An 18524-nucleotide genomic window follows, 5' to 3' on the forward strand; every position below is an offset into this window, starting at 1 on the left:
ACTTAACCTTGTTTAGCCAGGTCCGTTATATCGCATTATGAATGGGGCATCATCATCTTCCGCCAGCCCGCAGCATGGGCTGACCGACCGTCTGACGCGATGGGCCCGAAGCCTGTCGGGCAAGCCCGACGAGGGCGAGGATGAGGCGGAAAGCATCCACCCGCGCGCGGGCGGCGCCACTGGCCGCGAAATCACGCGGCGGCGTCAGCTTTACGAGGAAATCGGCGATTTCCTCTTCGCCCATGACCTCGATCTGAACCCGCTCAATTTCGGCGTGGCGCTCGACTATCTGACCGGCGCGAATATCGGCGTCGAAAAGGCGGTGCGCGCCGTGCTGATGGAGCGGGGCAAGATCACCAATGGCTGGGTCGAATCGGTCGCGGCGGAACAGCGCGCGGACGAAGTGACGCCCGAAGCGCTGGCGTCGATGCTCGACAAGGTCGAGGAAAATCTGGCGCAGTTCACCGGACTGGTCCACGAATCGCGCAGTTCGGCAAAGGATTATGGCGCGGCCTTGCAGGAGCAGGCGCGCAGCCTCACCGAAAATGCCGATGCCGAGCCGATCCTGTCCCGGCTGGTCGGCCTGACCCGGTCGATGGTCGAAAAGACGCGTCAGGTCGAAAACCAGATGCGCGAGAACCAGAAGCAGACGATCGCGCTTAAATCGAGCCTGGAGAGCGCGCGCCGCGCCGCCGAGCATGATCATCTGACCGGCCTGCCCAACCGCCGCGCCTTTGAAACCGTGCTGCGCGCCGAAGTCGCGCTGGCGCAGGCCGATCACGAGCAGCTTTCGGTCGCCTTTTGCGACATCGACCATTTCAAGCATATCAACGACACCCATGGTCATGACACGGGCGATCGGGTGCTCAAGTTCATCGCCAGCCTGCTGACCAAGATTTCCGGCGATAAATGCCATGTCGCGCGCCATGGCGGCGAGGAATTCGTACTGCTGTTCCGTGGCAAGACGGCGGCGCAGACGTGCGAGGCGGTGGATGGCGTAAGGGAAGATCTGGCGACACGGAGCCTCGTGAACCGGACCAATGGCGAACGGATGGAACGGGTCAGCTTTTCAGCCGGCGTCGCCAACGTATTGGCCTATGAAGATCCGCGCGCCGCGCTCAAAGCCGCCGATCGCGCGCTGTACCTGGCCAAGGAACATGGCCGTAACCGCGTCTATCTCGCAGCGGAGACGGATTGAGTCTCCAGGTGTTTGGCACCGGTATTTGATGGTCCGGTTTAAGCTGAAGCTTCAGGCTCTGTGCAGCATTTACAGATATATTCATTGGGTGGGAGGCCGCACAGGGTCTGCAGATGGCGGCCATTGTTGCAGGAAGCGGTAGACGCCGCGGTCGCCCGGTTCGGCCATCTGGACGGTGCATGCAATTCTGCGGGTATGACCTTCATGGGACCGCCGTTCGATGAAATCACGCTGGACAGTTGGGACCGCGGCCGTCGCGGGCATTCCAATGGCGCGGAATATTGTTCTGCCAAGGTTGGTGTCGCGGGTGTGACCCGCGCAGCCGCCACCGACATTGTTTGGCCGCGTGCGGCATCCGCCGTATCATGTCGCGGAGCGGACGGTGCGCACCTGAGAAGCGAAAATCGGAGGCTGAGCGTCTTGGATGGGTCGACACTGTAGTCGACAGTTGGGACACCGCGTAATTGATTTAGCCACCCTCGTGCATGGTACGAAGTCGCCTTGGCGCTTCAATGCAGGAGGGTGACCGAGGTCGATTTATGCAGCATTAGATGTGAGTGACAAGACGACGCATATCTGCGTGGTCGATGTCGAGGGCCAGGTTTTGCGGCGAGATGTTGTCGCCAGCGATCCCGATGCCCTGTCCAAATGGCTTAAGCGGCACTGCGCGGATCTTGAGCGCGGCGTGCCGGAAACAGGGTCGCTATCGACGTTTTTGCATCACGGGCTGGTCGAACGCGGTGTTGCAGCCGCGGACCAGCGCCTTAAGGCGGCGGTGGTCCGAAGGCGATACATCAATCGAGATACTGGTGCGCATCGCCCACGGTCGCACGCCGCACCGTCGCCGGGAATCCCCGCACGGACTTAACCGTCAGGTTCTATCCACTAGAGCGTGATCCGTTCATACTGAATCGGATCACGCTCTAATAATTGTTTGATTTCCGCATTTTCCGAGCCAGCAGACGTTAGCGTCTGCTTCGAAAATGCTCTAGCAGATATTTTGACGCTGGAAGATTTGGGTCTAATCTTCGTTCCTTCGTCACTGCGACGAGACCCAAATCCTCCTTAAATCACAATCCTAAATCTGGGCCACAGGTGCTGACAGGGAACAACGGCCGACCCTGCATATTCGTTCGTCGTATCCAATATCGGCCAAGACGCCTACATAAAAACCAGGCGGTTCAGGGGGATTAGGAAGTCGGTATCCGGATTGCTTTTCGCAGCGCCAAAGCGCTCTTGCGCCACTCCGGCGACCAAATCGCGACGGATAGGAAGACGCGCTTTCTCGGCTGTAGGCAGGGCGGCCGCCATCTCCTCTTTTTTGAGATCGGTGCAATAGACTGGCGATCCGGGTTGCTGACGCCAGGACTCTGCAATTGATCCCGCGTAAAACGGATCGAAACCGGTTTCGTCGACCAGACGCATCGCCACCTCTTTATCGACCGGCCGATCGGCGGAGACGGGAATGGCGATGCGGTCGGGACTGCCCGGCGCCTTGCCATATATAGCGAAGGAACGTGCCCCTATCGCGTTCCACGCCTTGGCGATCGGCCGTCCCAATTGCTCGATCACCCAAAGGCTTTCGACCTGACCAACTTCGATGGCGTCAATCGCGCCGTCTCGTGCCGGATAATAGTTGGCGGTGTCAATCACCACCGTTTCTTCGGGCACCCCGCCCAGAATGGGCCTGACCGTCGACAGGCGCTGAAACGGAATCGAAAGGATGATGACATCCACGCCTTTCACCGCGTCCTCAGCCGTGGTTGCGCGGGCACCGGAGGCAAGTATCTGCGCATCGATCGTCTCCGGACCGCGCGAATTCGCGACCTTGATCTCATGACCGACTTTGGTCAATTCGCGGACGAGCGTCTTTCCGATATTACCTATGCCCAGAATTGCTATCTTCATGATCTTGTTTCCTTCGCTCGAATATTTGAACATGGGGTCGCGTGGTCAGCGCATCAGGCGTGGACCGGTCCCGGACGATGCGGCGGGCCGGAGCGGCGTCTGCGCCTCGACGGCACCCAGCCAAGCGTCGAGTGTGTCGCCCCTTCAAGATAACTACGCTTCTTGCCGCGCCGGTATCTTCGCTGCGACGACAGCTTAACCGCATTCAGACAGGCACTCGCCCATGGCCCCGGGATAGATACGTCGCCGCAACGACGGCCCGTTGCTCTCGGGGCTCAGCCGCCCTCGCGCCGAAAAGGGCCACACCGTGCACGACTGATGTCCGCCCGCGCCTGCCTGAACGACTTTTGGCAAGCGACGGGCTGCACGATCGGCGTCAACGGCAGGTCATGCCGCCATCGACGACGAATTCTGCGCCGGTGGCGAACGATGACTCGTCGCTTGCCAGCATAAGTATTATGTTCGCGATCTCTTCAGGCTCTGCCCAACGACCGGCAGGCGTTTCAGCAAGCATGCGCTCCAAAACGGGTCGATCTTCGGGCGAAAGATCCGTCAACGGCGTCCGGGTCACCCCGGGATGAACCGAATTGACCCGGATATTGGCGGGCGCAAGCTCGATCGCTGCAACCTTCGTCATGCCTCGAACGGCGAACTTGGATGCCGTGTAACCAATTGCATTGGCTGCGCCGATGAGGCCGGCGACCGACGAGAGATTGATGATGGAGCCGCTCCCCGCGCGCTTCATCGAAGCGACAACCGACTTCATGCCCAGAAACACGCCAATCTGATTGACCTCGATCACCTGCCGGAAGTCATCCTCGCGATGTATCTCCAAGGGACCGTGGCGAACGATTCCAGCGTTGTTTACCAGAATCCCTACTGGCCCAAAATGGCGCTCCGTCTCCGCGACCACCTCCAGCCACTCATTTTCATCTGCAACATTGAGATGGCTGTATCGAGTGTCGGGCCCACAGGATCTTGCTACCTCTTGGCCAGCTTGATCGGCGACGTCGGCAAGCATTACCTTGGCGCCCTCCCGGGAAAAGGCGCGGGCGACGGCGGTGCCGATTCCGCCCGCGCCCCCGGTTACGATCGCCACCTTGTTCTCCAGCCTGCCCCGTTTCATGCGCCATAACTCCATTGTTGCAATTTCACCGGTCGGTCGCGCCGGCCCCGTGGATCGATTGATATGCGATCCGATCCTGTGCGCCCCCCCCCAAAAAAAAACCTTTGCAGCGACGCCTTGCAGAGACGTCGGGGGGGGGGGGGGGCGCGCTACATTGCTTGCAGAGTGACCAGTCGTGCGAAGCTCTGCCTCAGATCGAAAAAATGGTCACCGTTATTGCATCCGACCACATCAGGCGGGCCGGTGCGTGCGCCGGCATCTATGCCGGTTGGACGGGCTGAGGAGGAAATGAGGGCAGGACCGTGCGTCGTTCGAACCGCCAACCTTCTGCGGTCCTAACATAATCATCTTCGTAGCGGATATAGTAACGCACTTGCCCGCTGCTGCGCGTGCGGGCTTCGCACAGCGCGAACACGCAACCCGACGCCTTATTGGCGCTAGCGTCGAGGACAAGATGATTCATCATCAAATGGACGACGTTCAGGACATCCGCCTTTATCTCGGCTCCATATGCGGCGATGGCCCCGCGCCCCTCGAACATGGCGACGTCCATCTCGCGCTCATCAAGGACACCCTGTTCTGTAAACAGGGCGACCCAAGCATCAATCTGGCCCAGGTCCAGATGATAGGCATATCTGCTGACCAAGTCCTGAATGGCAAACCTGTCCTCCGAACTCAACATAACCTCTCCATCATTGTGCTATAGCCTATCGCTTCGATGAACCCTCGAATCGAGCTACTCTATGTAGCGGCGGCCCAAAGGTCTAGTCCTCCCCGCTGTGCCGGGCATCAGGCCATGGGTGCCAGCTCGTTTTTAAGATCATTAAGCATTAATTCGTCCTTCCGTTCATAACAGTATCGATGCTGGGCTTGATTTTCCCTAAGTTTTATCGAGTCCATCATGATCAACTGCGCAACGCTCATCGCTTCTAAGGCGTAGGAAATTTCCAGAAATTCCTACTAGCTGGCGAATGTTTTGCCACCATTTCGTCCTGATCTTGTCGATACTTGCTGCAGTGGGAGCGATTACGATCGGCGTCCGAGCTTATATTAAGTGCCAATATGTAACGCAGCGCTCATACCGTCCAGCAGATTAATTAAATCTCGGTTTAACTGGGCCTCCTCGCCGGGGCGGTATCTTTTAAGCGACAGTTGGACGGGACCTGGCCTGCGGGCATGAATCGCCTGCTCCAGGGCATCCAGAACGAAGCCTGCAGTGGCTGACGTGCTGACCTTCCACCCCACAATCCGCCGGGCAAAAGCGTCAATCACAAAGGCGACGTAGACGATGCCCGCCCAGCTATGCACGTAGGTGCAATCGACAACCCACAGAGCGGTAGGCCGGCTGACGCGAAACTCCCGATTGACCTTGTCCAGCGGACAGGGCGCCTTCGGGCTGCTGACAGTGGCCAGCATATCCGCGGATAACCATCAGGGCCAGTGGGGCAGTTCACCACACGCAAAGGCCGGAGACAGGACCGCACCCGAAGGCGTCGGATTACCGAAGATCATCCTTGATCGCAGGGCGCCGTCCAGACATGACAGTACCGCCAGGGTTGTTACATGGAGATGGTTAATGGGTGAGTTCGGCAACGTCCAGGACCGGCTGGAAATTGGTGCTTTGAATCAGCGATATGCGTTTCATTTCGATTTTCATGAGATCGAAGAATGGGTAAGTCTTTTCACGCCCGGCGCTGTTTTTGACGAGAGCGAGTTCGATAACCCGCTCATGAACGGTCACGAAGAAATCCGGGCATATGGAAATCATCTCACTGAGATCGTGCGGCACGTCCTTCATCATATGACCACGCACCATATTTTCGATATGACGGCGACAAGCGCTCGTGGGAGAGCCTTCGCACTGATAGAAGCCGTACTGAACGACGGAACGCACGCGCGTACTCATGTTGTTTACGAAGATCGCTATGAAAAGATTGCTGGTACTTGGCTTATAGCAGAGCGAATTCTCCGCAAGACCATCGAACCCGAAACGATCGCGGCGCCGTAACAACCTCCGAGCTGAGCTGTAATTGCGGCTGCTGCAGGCGCGTTGTCTTTGTCAGCACCTATGGCTCAGATTTGGTGTTGTGATTTAAGGAGGATTTGGGTCTCGTCACAGTGACGAAGGAACGAGGATGAGACCCAAATCTTCCAGTGCCAAAATTCTGCAGAGCAGCTGGTAAAGGACATCCGCAGGCGAGACGGCAGCATTTTTCGGCGGAAGACAGAACTCGAAGGATGGACGACAAGTGATAGCGTGTTGGCGATTCCCGACGGCATTTAGCGTTCCGCAGGCTGAGGTGATCGCCCAAGCGCGCCCTAGCGCCAGGCGGGCGCCTGCGCGTCCACGATGCTGGCACGTTGGAACTCTGGTCGCGCGCACGCCCTTTCGAGATAGGCGCGGACGTGCGGTCCGAAATTCGCGCCAAGACCGACGATGCGATCGGCGAGATATAATGCGTAAGCAATCGCGATGTCTGCGATCGTGAACCGCCCGGCGCACAGCCACTCCCGGTCCGCCAGTGCGGATTCCACTGCCCTGAGCCGGCCGTTGAACCATTTTTCATAATCCGCTGCCGGCTGTTGCGCGCGCTTCTCGGGCGCTTCGAGATGCCGGTATCGCAAGACGATGGTTTGCGGGAAAGTCAGGGTCGCATCGCTGTAGAACAGCCAGTTCAGAAATAACGGATAGTCTGGTTCGTCTGGCGACAGCGCGAGCAGCGTCGGGCCGTAGCGGGTGGTCAGATACAGGCAGATGGCGGTCGATTCCGTCATCCGGACCTCGCCGTCGACAAGGAAGGGAATGGTGCCGATGGGGTTGATGTCGAGATATTCCCGCGCAAGGGCTCTGGGCGGGAAGGGAAGCAGGACCGGTTCATAGGGGACGCCCATCTCCTCAAGCGCCCATAGCGGGCGCAGCGAGCGCGTCTCCCGGCAATGATAAAGCTGGATCATGACGTTTTCAGCCCTCCCCAAGATCGGCGATCATCGCTTCGCGCAGCAGATATTTCTGCACCTTGCCGGAGACGGTCATCGGGAAAACATCGACGAAACGGACGTAGCGCGGAACCTTGTAATGGGCGATCTTCCCGCGACAGAAAGCAATGATCTCGTCGGCATCTGCCGACGCACCGGCGCGGAGCTTGACGCAGGCGAGGACCTCCTCGCCGAACTTCGCGTCGGGCACGCCGATCACCTGCACATCCTCGACCGCCGGGTGGCCGTAGATGAATTCCTCGATCTCGCGCGGATAGATGTTCTCGCCACCGCGAATGATCATGTCCTTGATGCGCCCGACAATGCGGGCGTACCCCGCCTCGTCGATGACGGCGAGGTCGCCGGTGTGCATCCAGCCGTCGCGGACAGCGGCGACGGTCATTTCTGGATCGTCCCAATAGCCAAGCATGACCGAATAGCCCCGCGTGCACAGCTCGCCCTGCTGGCCGCGCGGCACCGTCTCGCCCGTGTCCGGATCGACGATCTTCACCTCAAGATGGGGCTGAACCCGGCCGATCGTGCCGACACGCCGCTCGATCGGATCATCGAGCGCGGTCTGGAAGCTGACCGGACTGGTTTCCGTCATGCCATAGGCGATGCCGACGTCGCGCATGTGCATCCGGGTCATGACCTTGCGCATCACCTCGACCGGGCAGGGCGATCCGGCCATCAGACCGGTGCGCAGGCTCGACAGGTCGAAACGCGCGAATTCGGGATGCTCGAGCGCGGCGATGAACATCGTCGGCACGCCATGCAGCGCGGTGCAGCGTTCGGCCTCGACCGCTTCAAGCACGGCGAGCGGCTCGAAGCCGGGCGACGGGTAAACCATTGTCGCACCATGAACGAGGCAGGCCAGATTGCTCATCACCATGCCGAAGCAGTGATAAAGCGGCACCGGAATGCACAGCCGGTCGCCCTGCTGCAAGCCCATGGCAAGGCCGCAGAAATAGGCGTTGTTGAGCACGTTCCTGTGCGACAGCGTCGCGCCCTTGGGCGATCCGGTGGTCCCGCTGGTGAACTGGATATTGATCGGGTCGTTCGGCTGAAGGCCTGCAGCGATAGCGGCGAGTTCCTGTTCGGACGCGTTCGTCGCAAGCGCCGCCACCGCGTCGAAGTCGAGCCAGCCGGAGCGATGATCGCCGCCGATCTTGATGAGATGGACAAGGTCCGGCAGGCGATCGGACGTGAGCGCGCCCGCCGGGCCTGCGACCTCCGGGACCAACGTCTCCACCATGGCGATATAGTCGCTCGTCTTGAAGGATGCCGCGCAAATGATCGCCTTCGCACCCACTTTCCGCAGCGTATATTCGAGCTCGGAGATGCGGTAGGCCGGATTGATATTGACCTGTACCATGCCGACGCGGGCGGTGGCGAATTGGGCGATGGTCCACTCGGCACAATTCGGCGCCCAGACACCGACCCGGTCGCCGGGACGCAGCCCGAGCGACAGCAGTCCTGCCGCGAACGCATCGGCCGCTGCCTTGAGCCCGGCCCAGGTAAGGCGGATATTCTGGTGGCGCGACACGAGCGCGTCGGCCTCCGGCCAGCGCTGCGCCGCCAGTTCCAGCGCCTCGCCGATCACATGCTCAAGCAGCGGTGGATCAGAGGCGCCGATAACGTGACTGAGTTCGTCAATGCTCATGGCATACCACCAGTTGTTCCAACTTCCGTAAGTCCCTGCAACGCCATGCAGCGTTCGGCCGCGACGAAGAAAATGCCGGCAGTGATGATGAGCGTCTGGCCGAGAGGGGGCGTATGTGTGACCTAGCACCTGCTTCAAACATCGTTCTGCGACACCAACCATGCGCCGGAGCCGAAGGAGTAGGGACACCAATGCGTACCTCCCGGTGCAGAATTGGTCGGGTGCCCATTCCCGAAAATGTTCCATTCGCTCGCGTCAATTTCATATCATCACCAACTGAACGAGAGACTTGCTCAAAAATACGGTCGCGACCGGAAGTGCTTGGGTCACAGGCTTCGGAAGGTCAGGCCATCGTTGGGATCACGAACGATTCTTCGATCTGGGTCGGGCCGCCGTCCTCCGCACGCCTATGATCGGGCCAGCGCTGGGTGACGGTCTTGACCTTTGTCCAGAAGCGGACGCCCTCGGTGCCGTGCTGGTTGTGGTCGCCGAACGCGGACCGCTTCCACCCGCCGAAACTGTGATAGGCAACCGGTACCGGGATCGGCACGTTGATACCGACCATGCCGACATCGACGCGCGCGGCGAACTCGCGCGCGGCATCGCCGTTGCGGGTGAAGATTGCCACGCCATTGCCATATTGATGGCTGGACGGCAGCGTGATTGCCTCCTCGAAGGTCGAGGCGCGGACGATTTGCAGCACCGGGCCGAATATCTCCTCGCGGTAGGAGGACATATCGGACGTGACGTGGTCGAACAGGCTGGGACCGACGAAGAAGCCGTCCTCATGCCCCTGCAGGGTGAAGCCGCGGCCGTCGACCACCAGTTCCGCGCCCTCGTCCACCCCGGTCTGGATCCAGCGTTCGATCCGCGCCTTGTGCTCGGCGGTGACGACCGGGCCGTAATGCGCGTCGGCATCGGTTGAAACGCCAACGCGCAGGGCCTCCATCGCGGGGATCAGCTTCGCCTTCAACCGATCGGCAGTCTCCGCGCCGACCGGCACTACCACCGGCAACGCCATGCAGCGTTCGCCCGCCGAGCCGAACGCCGCGCCGCACAGGTCGGCGACGGTCTGGTCGAGGTCTGCGTCGGGCATGACGATGCCGTGGTTCTTGGCCCCGCCCATCGCCTGCACGCGCTTGCCCGCCGCGACACCGCGCGAATAGACATATTGCGCGATGTCGGACGAGCCGACGAAGCTGACCGCGCTGATCGCCGGATTATCAAGGATGGCGTCCACCATCTCCTTGTCGCCGTGCACGACCTGAAAGATGCCGTCCGGCAGGCCCGCAGCCTTGAACAGTTCGGCAAGGCGAACCGGCACCGAGGGGTCGCGTTCTGAGGGTTTGAGGATGAAGGCGTTGCCGCAGGCGATCGCTACCGCGCTCATCCACAACGGGATCATCGCCGGAAAGTTGAACGGCGTGATGCCCGCGCCGATGCCGATCGGCTGGCGCATCGAATAAACGTCGATCCCCGGCCCCGCTCCCTCGGTATAGTCCCCCTTCAGCAGGTGCGGAATGCCGCAGGCAAACTCGACCACGTCAAGACCGCGCTGGATGTCGCCCCTGGCGTCGCTGACCACCTTGCCATGTTCGCAGGCGAGCAGCCGCGCCAGCGACTCCATTTCCGCTTCCACCAGTTGCTTGAACGCAAACATCACCCGGGCGCGGCGCTGCGGGTTGACCGCGGCCCAGGCCGGTTGCGCCGCCTGTGCCGCAGCGATCGCTCTGTCCAGATCGGTGGCCCCGCCCAGACCCACCCGGGCCTGGACCTGTCCGCTATTGGGATCGAATATGTCGGCGGTGCGGCCGGACGAGGACCGCACGGACGCGCCGCCGATAAAATGTTCCACCTCGCGGACGGGGGACGTAGTCATGTGTGTCTCCTAGTAATTCGGGCTGCAATCAGGACCGGCCAGCGTCGGCAGCGGTGCGAGCGAGCAACTCTCGAAGCAGCGCCAATGTGCGGACCAACGCACGATCCGCCGCAGGCACGAGAACGGTGAGGCCCGTGAAGCCATGTGTCAGGTCGGGAAACTCTATCAGTTCGACCGGCACGCCGGCGGCACGGAGCCGATCGGCATATTCCACGGCCTCGTCGCGCAGGGGATCGACCGTCAGGACCGCGATGACAGCCGGCGGCAGACCGGAGAGGTCATCCGCCGCCAAAGGCGAAAGGCGCGGGTCGGCGCGGTCGTGCCCGGCGCTGTACAAAGGATAGAGCTGGCGCAGCGAATGGGTGCGCAAAGAGGGGTCGGCGTCCGCCAGGAGCGAGGCGCGCTGGAACGTGGTGTCGCGCAGGTCGACCGCAGGATTAATGAGTAATTGGGCGTTGAAGCTTCTGCCCGGCTGCTCGTCGCGCAGCACGAGCGCCACCACGGCGGCAAGATTGGCGCCGGCGCTCTCGCCGCTCACCACTACCGGCCGCTCGCCGCCACCCAGTTCGCCGACATGATCGAGCGTCCAGCGGGCCGCGACAAGGCAGTCGTCGAGACCTGCCGGGAACGGATTCTCGGGCGCAAGGCGATAATTGCTCGTCACGACCACCATCGACAGGTCGCGCGCCAGCCGGCGCGCGATCGGATCGATGATGTCAATGTTGCCGACCGACCAGCCGCCGCCGTAAAAATGGTGAAGCGTGCCCGCGACCGCGCCGTTGGGGCGATAGATGCGTAGGACGATGTCGCCGCGCGGCCCGGCCAGCGTCCGATCCTCGATCGACGCCACCTCGATCGGCCCCTCGGGTCCGATCATCATCGAGCGGAGCGCCTCGGCCGATGCGCGGTAGGCTGCGATGTCCAGCTCCTCCGACGCGGGGATCGGCATCTGGTTGAGCATCGTCTGTAATATGGGGTCTAGAGCCATCGTCAGTTTCCTGTTCAATCGTCTGTCACGGGAGGGCGCGTGATCCACGCGTGCGCCGGATCGTTGGCGAAGACCCAGTTGCGACGAGGCCCCGCCATCACGTTGAGATAATAGAGGTCATAGCCGTGCGCGGCCCCGACCGGGTGATAGCCGCGCGGCACCATGACGACGTCGCCATCCTCGACCGCGATCGCCTCGTCGATCGATCGGTCGTCGGTGTAGACCCGCTGGAAAGCGAAGCCCTGCGGCGGCGACAAGCGGTGATAATAGGTCTCTTCGAGGAAGGTTTCGTCGGGATAGGCATCGCGATCATGCTTGTGCGGCGGATAGCTCGACCAGTGACCGCCGGGGGTGATCACTTCGACCACGAGCAGGCTTTCGGCCTCCGCCCTGTCGTCGAGGATATTGCGCACGAAGCGTGTGTTCGTGCCTTGCCCTCGCGTTTCGAGGGCAACATCCTCTGGCGGGATCAGGCGCAATCGCCCTTTGCCCATCGCCGGGGCGGTGCAGATGGCGATCTCGGCGATGCTGTCCGCCGCGATCCGGTAGGGCATTCCGGCCGGCACATAGACCGATGTGGCCGGGCCTTCGAACACGTCCGCCCGCCCGCCGATGCCGGTGAAGCGTTCATGGCCGCCGGTGACGCTGATCGTGCCCGAGAGAATGACAAGGCACGCCTCGCGCCCCTCCTCCACACCGTCATAGGCCTGGCCGGGCATCAGCCTTACGACGCGGAAGCCGACATGGCGCCAGCCCGCGCTCTGCGGCGTGATGTCCAGCACGACGCCGCTTGCGTCGGGCGTCTGGCTGCGGATGCGCAGGCTCACAGCACCAGTTCCGCGTCGCGGGCGAGACGCTTGAGCGTGTCGAGGCCCAGTTGCTGGTAGGTGCGGGGATTCGCGATCGCCGGATCCTGCTCCGCCTCGATCACGATCCAGCCGGTATAATCGACGCCCGCAAGCGCCCGCATGAACGGCGCAAAATCATAATCGCCATCGCCCGGCGTCGTGAACATGCCGCCGATCACGCCGTCGAGAAAGCTGGCGCCGCCGGCGAGGAACGCCCGGTGCCTGGCGGCGCGCACATCCTTGCAGTGAACATGGTTCACGCGTTCCAGTCGCTCGTGAACGACCGTGACCGGATCGATGCCGCCGCAGAAGGCGTGGCCGGTGTCGAGCACCAGCCCGACATGGTCGCCGGTCACATCGAAGAAACGGCGCAGTTCGGCGTCTGTCTCGACGACGGTGCCGCAATGATGGTGGTAGGCAAAGCGCAAGCCGCGTTGGTTGACATGGGCCGCGACCGCATCCAGCCGCCGGCCGAAACGAAGCCAGTCATCGTCGGCAAGCTGCGGATGCGTGTCGAGCCGGCTCGACCGGTCGCCATGCACCGCGTTGGAGGTTTCGGCGAGGATGAAGACGCTGGACCCCATCGCTTCGAGGAGCGCCAGATGATCCGCCATTGCCTCCATCTCGGCATCGGCATCGCGCACCAGCAGGTTCGAAGAGTACCAGCCGCCGACGATGTCGAGGCCATAGCCAGCCATGACCGGCTTCAGCGTGGCCGGGTCGCGGGGAAATTTATTGCCAAGCTCGACCCCGTCGAAGCCGATCTCCTTCACGTCGGTCAGCAGCGCGTCGAGCGTCGTGTCGCCGCCCAGTTCCGGCAGGTCGTCATTGGCCCAGGCGATCGGGCTGGCGCCCCAGCGGATCGTCATTTCACTTGTCCCTTCCTGGAATCGTCGTAGCGCGCCCGCGCCGCCAGCACGTCCGCGCGGGCGGAAACCTCGGGCACTGCGACGTCCCACCAGTGGCCGCCGGCCTCTGTCGTGGGCACGGGATCGGTATCGATCACGACAACGGTGCTGATCGGTGACGACGCGGCGCGGACGAGCGCGGCATCGAGTTCGGCAAGGCTCGCCACCTTCTCCGCTGCCGCGCCCAGACTGCGGGCATGAGCGGCAAAGTCGATCGCCGGCAGCGTGTCGTGGCGCGTATCGGCGAGCAGATTGTTGAACGGCTTACCGCCGGTCGCCTGCTGCAAGCGGTTGATGCAGCCATAGCCGCGATTGTCCAGCAGCACGACGGTGATCTTCAGCCCCAGCATGACCGAGGTCGCCAGTTCCGAATTGAGCATCAGATAGCTGCCGTCGCCGACCATCACGATCACCTCGCGCGACGGATCGGCCATCTTCACGCCCAGTCCGCCGGCGATCTCGTAGCCCATGCACGAGAAACCATATTCGACATGATAGCCGCCCGGCCGGTGCGTGCGCCACAATTTGTGCAGTTCGCCCGGCAGTCCGCCCGCCGCGCAAACGACGACGCTACTGGCGCTCGCCTGTCGCCAGACCGCGCCGATGACCTGCGCGTCCGACGGCAGTGGGTCCGACGGCGTCATGGCCGCCTCGACCGCCATGTTCCACGCCGTCACTGCGGCGGCGTTAGCTTCGCGCCATGCCGCTGGCGCTTGCCAGTCGTCAAGGTCCATCGCCAATGCCTCGATCACCGCGCGCGCATCGCCGACCACGGCGTGGGCATCGTGCTTCGCGGCATCGTGCGGGGTGACATTGACCTGAAACAGCGGCCCGCCGAACAGGGTGCGCGAGCCGGTGGTGAAATCCTGCAATCGCGTGCCGATTCCGATCACCAGATCCGCCGTCATGGCCGCGCGATTGGCGGCGCTGGAGCCGGTGACGCCGACGGAGCCGAGCGCCTCTGGCTGGTCCCACGGTAGCGCGCCCTTGCCTGCTTGCGTCTCCGCGACGGGGATGCCGGTCGAGCGTGCGAACGCCGCCAACGCCGCCTCGGCGCGCGAATAGAGGACCCCGCCGCCGGCCACGATCAGCGGGCTTTGCGCCGTGCGGATCGCGTCGACCAGCGCGGCGAGTTCGCCCTCGTCGGGCCGCACGCGTCGCCGCCGCCAGACCCGCCGCGCAAAGAAGCTCTGCGGCCAGTCATAGGCCTCCGCCTGCACGTCCTGACACAAGGACAGCGTCACCGGCCCGGCAGATGCCGGATCGGTCAGCACCGCCATCGCGCGCGGCGCGGCGTCCAGCAATTGCTCGGGTCGGGTTATACGGTCGAAATAGCGGCTGACCGGGCGGAAACAGTCGTTGGCGCTGACCGTGCCGTCGCCGAAATCCTCGATCTGCTGCAAGACGGGGTCGGGGCGACGGCTCGCATAGACGTCCCCCGGCAGGAACAGCACCGGCAGTCGGTTGACATGCGCCAGCGCGGCAGCGGTCACCATATTGGTCGCCCCCGGCCCGATCGAGGTGGTGCAGGCCATGGCCCGTTCGCGCCGGTTGGCCTTGGCGAAGGCGATGGCGGCGTGCGCCATCCCCTGTTCGTTGTGTGCGCGATAGGTCGGCAGGCTATCGCCGATATCGGCCAGCGCCTCGCCGAGGCCGGCGACATTGCCGTGGCCGAAAATCGCCCAGACGCCGGCGAAGAAGGGCACCTCCTCCCCGTCAATGGCGACATGTTGCGCCGCCATCCACCGCACCAGCGCCTGCGCGGTCGTCAGCCGGATCGTCGCCGCGCTCATGCCGCCTGCCCTTCGCGAACCGCGCGCCAGCCATCGACGAGGATGGAGAAGTTCGCCGCCATCGCCGCCACCGCGCCTTCATCGTCGATCGTGCCGCTCAGCCAGTCCGCCGCCGGCTCCGCCCATATCGTGCGGCCCACCGCGAAGCCCTTGACTATCGGGCTGGTCGCCGCAGCGGCGAAGCTGGTCAGCAGCGCGTCCTGCGTGGCGGCGAGACCCAACAGCACGACGCCGCGGCAATAGGGATCATGCTTGCCGATCACCGCCTCCACCGCAGTCCAGGCCGCCGGTTCGGCGGCCGGCTCCAGCTTCCACCAGTCGGGATAAACGCCCAATGTATAGAAATGCTCTACCAGCGCCGCTACCGTCCCGGTCGAGACCGGGCCATGTTTGGAGGCGATCACTTCCAGCAGCAGTTCGTGGCGCGTATGGCGGCATGCCTCGAACAACCGCAAAATCTGTCGGTCCTGGGCCTCGCGCAGTGCGGCGTCGTCGTCGGGATGATAGAAGACGAGGCATTTGACGACATGGTCGAGCGGCCAGTCGGCAAGGATTGTCGCCGCTTCGTGCCCGCCCTCAAACTGGAGCGGACGAGAGCCGGGCATCTCGATCGGACGGCCTATCCAATAAGGCGTATCCGCCGCCGCTTCGAGCGCGCGGGCGCCATAGCGCCCGTCCGCCAGCAGGCCGCAGCCTGGGTGGTTATGCGCCACCCGCTCCAGCGCGCGCAACGCCAGTTGCTTGAAGCGCGGTACGCGGTCGAGATTGCCTGTGCCCAAGGTCGCAACCAACTCATCGAACTGGCTGCGATGGTCGATCGCGAGCACGGTCAGGTCGCTATAGGCGGGATGACGGTTGCTCGACCAGTGCATCTGTTCGAGCGCCGCGCTGTCGCGCAGCCGGCGCGGCCAGTCGTCGCGCGCGAGGAACAACTCCAATTCCCGCCAGCTCGGCTCGGCCGGCGCGCAGCCGTGCCGCGACACCACGATGGCGCCGCACGCATTGGCATAGGTGCAGCAGGTTTCGATCGGCTCGCCCCGCAGCCAGCCGCGCAGAAATCCGGCCATGAAGGCGTCGCCCGCGCCCAGAACGTTGAACACCTCGATCGGGAAGCCGCGCCCGACGATACCGTGATCGAGGCTATCGGGAATCGCGCCCTGAAAAGCCACGCACCCGTCGGCTCCGCGTTTGCAGACGAGCAATCCGTCGGTGGCTGCCCGGATCGCTTTCAGCGCCGCAAGCGTGTCGGTCGTGCCACCCAGGATATGTATCTCCTCCTCGGTGCCGACGATCAGGTCGCAGAGCGGCAGGACGCTTTGCAGCTGACTGGTCACGATCGCACTCGCGACGAAGCGATCCTCGCCATTGTCCTTGCCGGCCAGCCCCCAAAGCACCGGCCGATAATCGATATCGAAGATCACTTGCCCGCCAGCCGCCTTGATCGCCCGCGCCGCCTTGAGGCTCGCGGCACGCACGCCGGGACGCGACAGATGCGTGCCGTTGATAAGAAGCGCGGCGGCTGAAGCGACGAGCTGCGGATCGATATCCGCTTCGCACAGCGCCATGTCGGCACAATTTTCCCGATAGAAGATCAGCGGGAAGGTGTCGAGGTCGCGGATACCAAGGATGACCAGCGCGGTCAGGCGGTCGGGGTCGCTGACCACGCCGGTGACGTCCACCCCTTCACGCTCCAGCTGCTCGCGGATGAAACGCCCCATATGATCGGCGCCGACGCGGGTGATGAGCCCGGTGCGCAGTCCCAGTCGCGCGGCCCCGACCGCCGTATTCGTCGGGCTGCCGCCCACATATTTGGCGAAGGACCCCATATCCTCCAGCCGGCCCCCGATCTGTTCTCCATACAGGTCGACGCTGGACCGGCCCAAAGCGATGAGGTCCAAAGATCCGGCTGCAGCCACCGCTTCGCTCATTGGCCTTGTCCCCCCCGTTGCGCTCGCTTCGCCCCGGCCGCCACGATATCGCCCACCAGCCCGCGGCTGCGGAATTGCAGCGACAGGCGCTCGGCATCCGCCAGCAACTGGACCATGCAGACGAAGGCGACATCATTGGCCGGATCGGCCCAGAACCAGCATCCCGCCGCCCCGTCCCAGAAATAGGTGCCGGTTCCCAGGCGAACCTGCGCAGCGACCGGATCGGTGACGACCACGCCATTATAGGCATATTCATAGCCGGGGCGCAGCATATGCGGCGCGGTGCCGAAAGCCCCGGTCAGGAAATCCGGCGGCGTGTGGCTGCGCGTCATTTCCGCGACCGATCCGGCGCTCAATATATCCACGCCCTCCAGTTCACCCCGATTCAGCAGCATCCGGGCGAAGCGCAGATAATCGCCCGCCATCGACACCAGTCCCCCGCCACCCGAAGCGAAAGCAGGGATGCGATCATAGGGCAGCACGAGTTGGCGCGCCGGCAGGAACGCCATATTATCATAGGGCATCGGCCCTTCGGCACTGGCTTCAACCAGCATGTCGCCGGGCAGGACATAAAGGCTGGCGAAACGGTCGCGCTTGGACGCCGGCACGATGAAATCGGTATCGACCATGCCGAGTGGCGCGAAGATGCGCTCGATCAAGAAATCGCGCAAAGTCATTCCGCTCAGCCGCTCGACCAGCGCACCCTGCACGTCCATCGCGACGCCGTATCGCCACCCCGTCCCCGGATTGAATGCCAGGGGCGCGCGCGCCAGTCGCGCGAGATAGTCGGCCAGTGGCAGGTCATGGGGAATGACGGGCACGTCGGCGGCGCGGAAGGCGCGATCGACCGGCTCGTCGCTGAAACCGTAGGTAAAGCCGGCGCGATGCGTCATCACATGTTCGATCAGCACCGGAGTCGAGGGCGGGGACAGGATCGGCATGCCGCCGGCATCGATACCATGCACGACCTCAAGTTCGGCAAGTTCAGGCAGATGGTCGGCCAGCCGATCCTCCGGCGTCCAGCGCCCTTCCTCGCGCAGGATCATCATTGCGACGGCCATGACCGGCTTGGTCATAGAGAATAGCCGGAAGATCGTATCCGGGCGCATCGGCACGCCGGTGGCGACGTCCTGCCGTCCGATCGCGGACATATGCGCGAGGCTGCCGCGATGCCAGGCCATCGTCACCGCGCCACTGAGCAGACCGCGATCGACCACGTCGCGGATCATCGCATCGATCGGCACCCAGGCAGCGGCGCTGCCGACCGACGACGGGTCGGGATCCGACCGTTCCGTCACTGATTGCATGT

General features: G+C 63.1%; 14 protein-coding genes and 1 pseudogene. 2 read left to right on the plus strand and 13 right to left on the minus strand.

Annotated features, from left to right (window positions below; translation table 11 throughout):
- Nucleotides 1–37 precede the first annotated feature (37 nt).
- Nucleotides 38–1198: a GGDEF domain-containing protein gene (locus WG907_RS16175; protein WP_340234420.1), complete on the plus strand. Its 1161-nt coding sequence runs from the start codon at nt 38–40 to the stop codon at nt 1196–1198.
- Between the two features lie 1161 nt (nt 1199–2359).
- On the opposite strand, the gene WG907_RS16180 is transcribed toward WG907_RS16175, so the two are convergent.
- The 4 genes and pseudogenes from WG907_RS16180 to WG907_RS16195 all read right to left on the minus strand — a co-directional run.
- Nucleotides 2360–3139, minus strand: a complete 780-nt coding sequence (locus WG907_RS16180; protein WP_340234422.1) for an NADPH-dependent F420 reductase — start codon at nt 3137–3139, stop codon at nt 2360–2362.
- 343 nt (nt 3140–3482) lie between these two features.
- Nucleotides 3483–4247 (minus strand): glucose 1-dehydrogenase, encoded by a 765-nt coding sequence (locus tag WG907_RS16185; RefSeq protein WP_340234424.1) that lies wholly within the window; start codon nt 4245–4247, stop codon nt 3483–3485.
- A 244-nt stretch (nt 4248–4491) separates the two neighbouring features.
- A complete protein-coding gene (locus WG907_RS16190) occupies nt 4492–4911 on the minus strand; it encodes a nuclear transport factor 2 family protein (RefSeq protein ID WP_340234426.1) in 420 nt (139 codons plus the stop codon).
- A gap of 485 nt (nt 4912–5396) precedes the next feature.
- A pseudogene (locus tag WG907_RS16195) lies at nt 5397–5639 on the minus strand (DDE-type integrase/transposase/recombinase); the annotation flags it as partial.
- A 169-nt stretch (nt 5640–5808) separates the two neighbouring features.
- Between WG907_RS16195 and WG907_RS16200 the strand changes: the two are divergent.
- Nucleotides 5809–6240 (plus strand): nuclear transport factor 2 family protein, encoded by a 432-nt coding sequence (locus WG907_RS16200; RefSeq protein WP_340234428.1) that lies wholly within the window; start codon nt 5809–5811, stop codon nt 6238–6240.
- Between the two features lie 311 nt (nt 6241–6551).
- Here the strand turns inward: WG907_RS16200 and WG907_RS16205 are convergent, their stop codons facing one another.
- The 9 genes from WG907_RS16205 to WG907_RS16245 all read right to left on the minus strand — a co-directional run bounded on the left by WG907_RS16205 (nt 6552) and on the right by WG907_RS16245 (nt 18522).
- On the minus strand, nt 6552–7187 hold the full coding sequence (locus tag WG907_RS16205) for a glutathione S-transferase family protein (RefSeq protein ID WP_340234430.1): 636 nt from the start codon (nt 7185–7187) through the stop codon (nt 6552–6554).
- Between the two features lie 7 nt (nt 7188–7194).
- Entirely contained in the window at nt 7195–8871 is a 1677-nt protein-coding gene (locus WG907_RS16210; RefSeq protein WP_340234432.1) for an AMP-binding protein, read from the minus strand.
- A gap of 343 nt (nt 8872–9214) precedes the next feature.
- Entirely contained in the window at nt 9215–10750 is a 1536-nt protein-coding gene (locus WG907_RS16215; RefSeq protein WP_340234434.1) for a CoA-acylating methylmalonate-semialdehyde dehydrogenase, read from the minus strand.
- A 28-nt stretch (nt 10751–10778) separates the two neighbouring features.
- Nucleotides 10779–11738 carry an alpha/beta hydrolase gene (locus WG907_RS16220; RefSeq protein WP_340234435.1) on the minus strand — a complete coding sequence of 320 codons (960 nt, stop codon included), beginning with the start codon at nt 11736–11738 and terminating at the stop codon, nt 10779–10781.
- A gap of 14 nt (nt 11739–11752) precedes the next feature.
- Complete coding sequence (iolB, locus tag WG907_RS16225) at nt 11753–12565, minus strand: 5-deoxy-glucuronate isomerase (protein WP_340234437.1); 813 nt, start codon at nt 12563–12565, stop codon at nt 11753–11755.
- On the minus strand, nt 12562–13455 hold the full coding sequence (gene iolE / locus WG907_RS16230) for a myo-inosose-2 dehydratase (RefSeq protein ID WP_340234439.1): 894 nt from the start codon (nt 13453–13455) through the stop codon (nt 12562–12564). Before iolE ends, iolB begins: the two co-directional genes overlap by 4 nt.
- Entirely contained in the window at nt 13452–15287 is a 1836-nt protein-coding gene (gene iolD / locus WG907_RS16235; protein ID WP_340234441.1) for a 3D-(3,5/4)-trihydroxycyclohexane-1,2-dione acylhydrolase (decyclizing), read from the minus strand. Before iolD ends, iolE begins: the two co-directional genes overlap by 4 nt.
- Nucleotides 15284–17215, minus strand: coding sequence for a bifunctional 5-dehydro-2-deoxygluconokinase/5-dehydro-2-deoxyphosphogluconate aldolase (locus WG907_RS16240; protein ID WP_340234443.1), 1932 nt, complete (start codon nt 17213–17215; stop codon nt 15284–15286). Before WG907_RS16240 ends, iolD begins: the two co-directional genes overlap by 4 nt.
- Complete coding sequence (locus tag WG907_RS16245; RefSeq protein WP_340234445.1) at nt 17212–18522, minus strand: serine hydrolase domain-containing protein; 1311 nt, start codon at nt 18520–18522, stop codon at nt 17212–17214. The genes WG907_RS16240 and WG907_RS16245 overlap by 4 nt, the downstream gene beginning before the upstream one ends.
- Nucleotides 18523–18524 lie beyond the last annotated feature (2 nt).

Origin of the sequence: Sphingobium fluminis, assembly GCF_037723805.1 — a bacterium.
Taxonomy (GTDB): Bacteria; Pseudomonadota; Alphaproteobacteria; order Sphingomonadales; family Sphingomonadaceae; genus Sphingobium.

Excerpts from the sequence above, each read along its gene's own strand:
- WG907_RS16175 (WP_340234420.1), top strand. The coding sequence starts at position 38 with ATGAATGGGGCATCATCATCTTCCGCCAGCCCGCAGCATGGGCTGACC.
- WG907_RS16180 (WP_340234422.1), bottom strand. The coding sequence starts at position 3,139 with ATGTTCAAATATTCGAGCGAAGGAAACAAGATCATGAAGATAGCAATT.
- WG907_RS16185 (WP_340234424.1), bottom strand. The coding sequence starts at position 4,247 with ATGGAGTTATGGCGCATGAAACGGGGCAGGCTGGAGAACAAGGTGGCG.
- WG907_RS16200 (WP_340234428.1), top strand. The coding sequence starts at position 5,809 with ATGGGTGAGTTCGGCAACGTCCAGGACCGGCTGGAAATTGGTGCTTTG.
- WG907_RS16205 (WP_340234430.1), bottom strand. The coding sequence starts at position 7,187 with ATGATCCAGCTTTATCATTGCCGGGAGACGCGCTCGCTGCGCCCGCTA.
- WG907_RS16210 (WP_340234432.1), bottom strand. The coding sequence starts at position 8,871 with ATGAGCATTGACGAACTCAGTCACGTTATCGGCGCCTCTGATCCACCG.
- WG907_RS16215 (WP_340234434.1), bottom strand. The coding sequence starts at position 10,750 with ATGACTACGTCCCCCGTCCGCGAGGTGGAACATTTTATCGGCGGCGCG.
- WG907_RS16220 (WP_340234435.1), bottom strand. The coding sequence starts at position 11,738 with ATGGCTCTAGACCCCATATTACAGACGATGCTCAACCAGATGCCGATC.
- iolE (WP_340234439.1), bottom strand. The coding sequence starts at position 13,455 with ATGACGATCCGCTGGGGCGCCAGCCCGATCGCCTGGGCCAATGACGAC.
- iolD (WP_340234441.1), bottom strand. The coding sequence starts at position 15,287 with ATGAGCGCGGCGACGATCCGGCTGACGACCGCGCAGGCGCTGGTGCGG.
- WG907_RS16240 (WP_340234443.1), bottom strand. The coding sequence starts at position 17,215 with ATGAGCGAAGCGGTGGCTGCAGCCGGATCTTTGGACCTCATCGCTTTG.
- WG907_RS16245 (WP_340234445.1), bottom strand. The coding sequence starts at position 18,522 with ATGCAATCAGTGACGGAACGGTCGGATCCCGACCCGTCGTCGGTCGGC.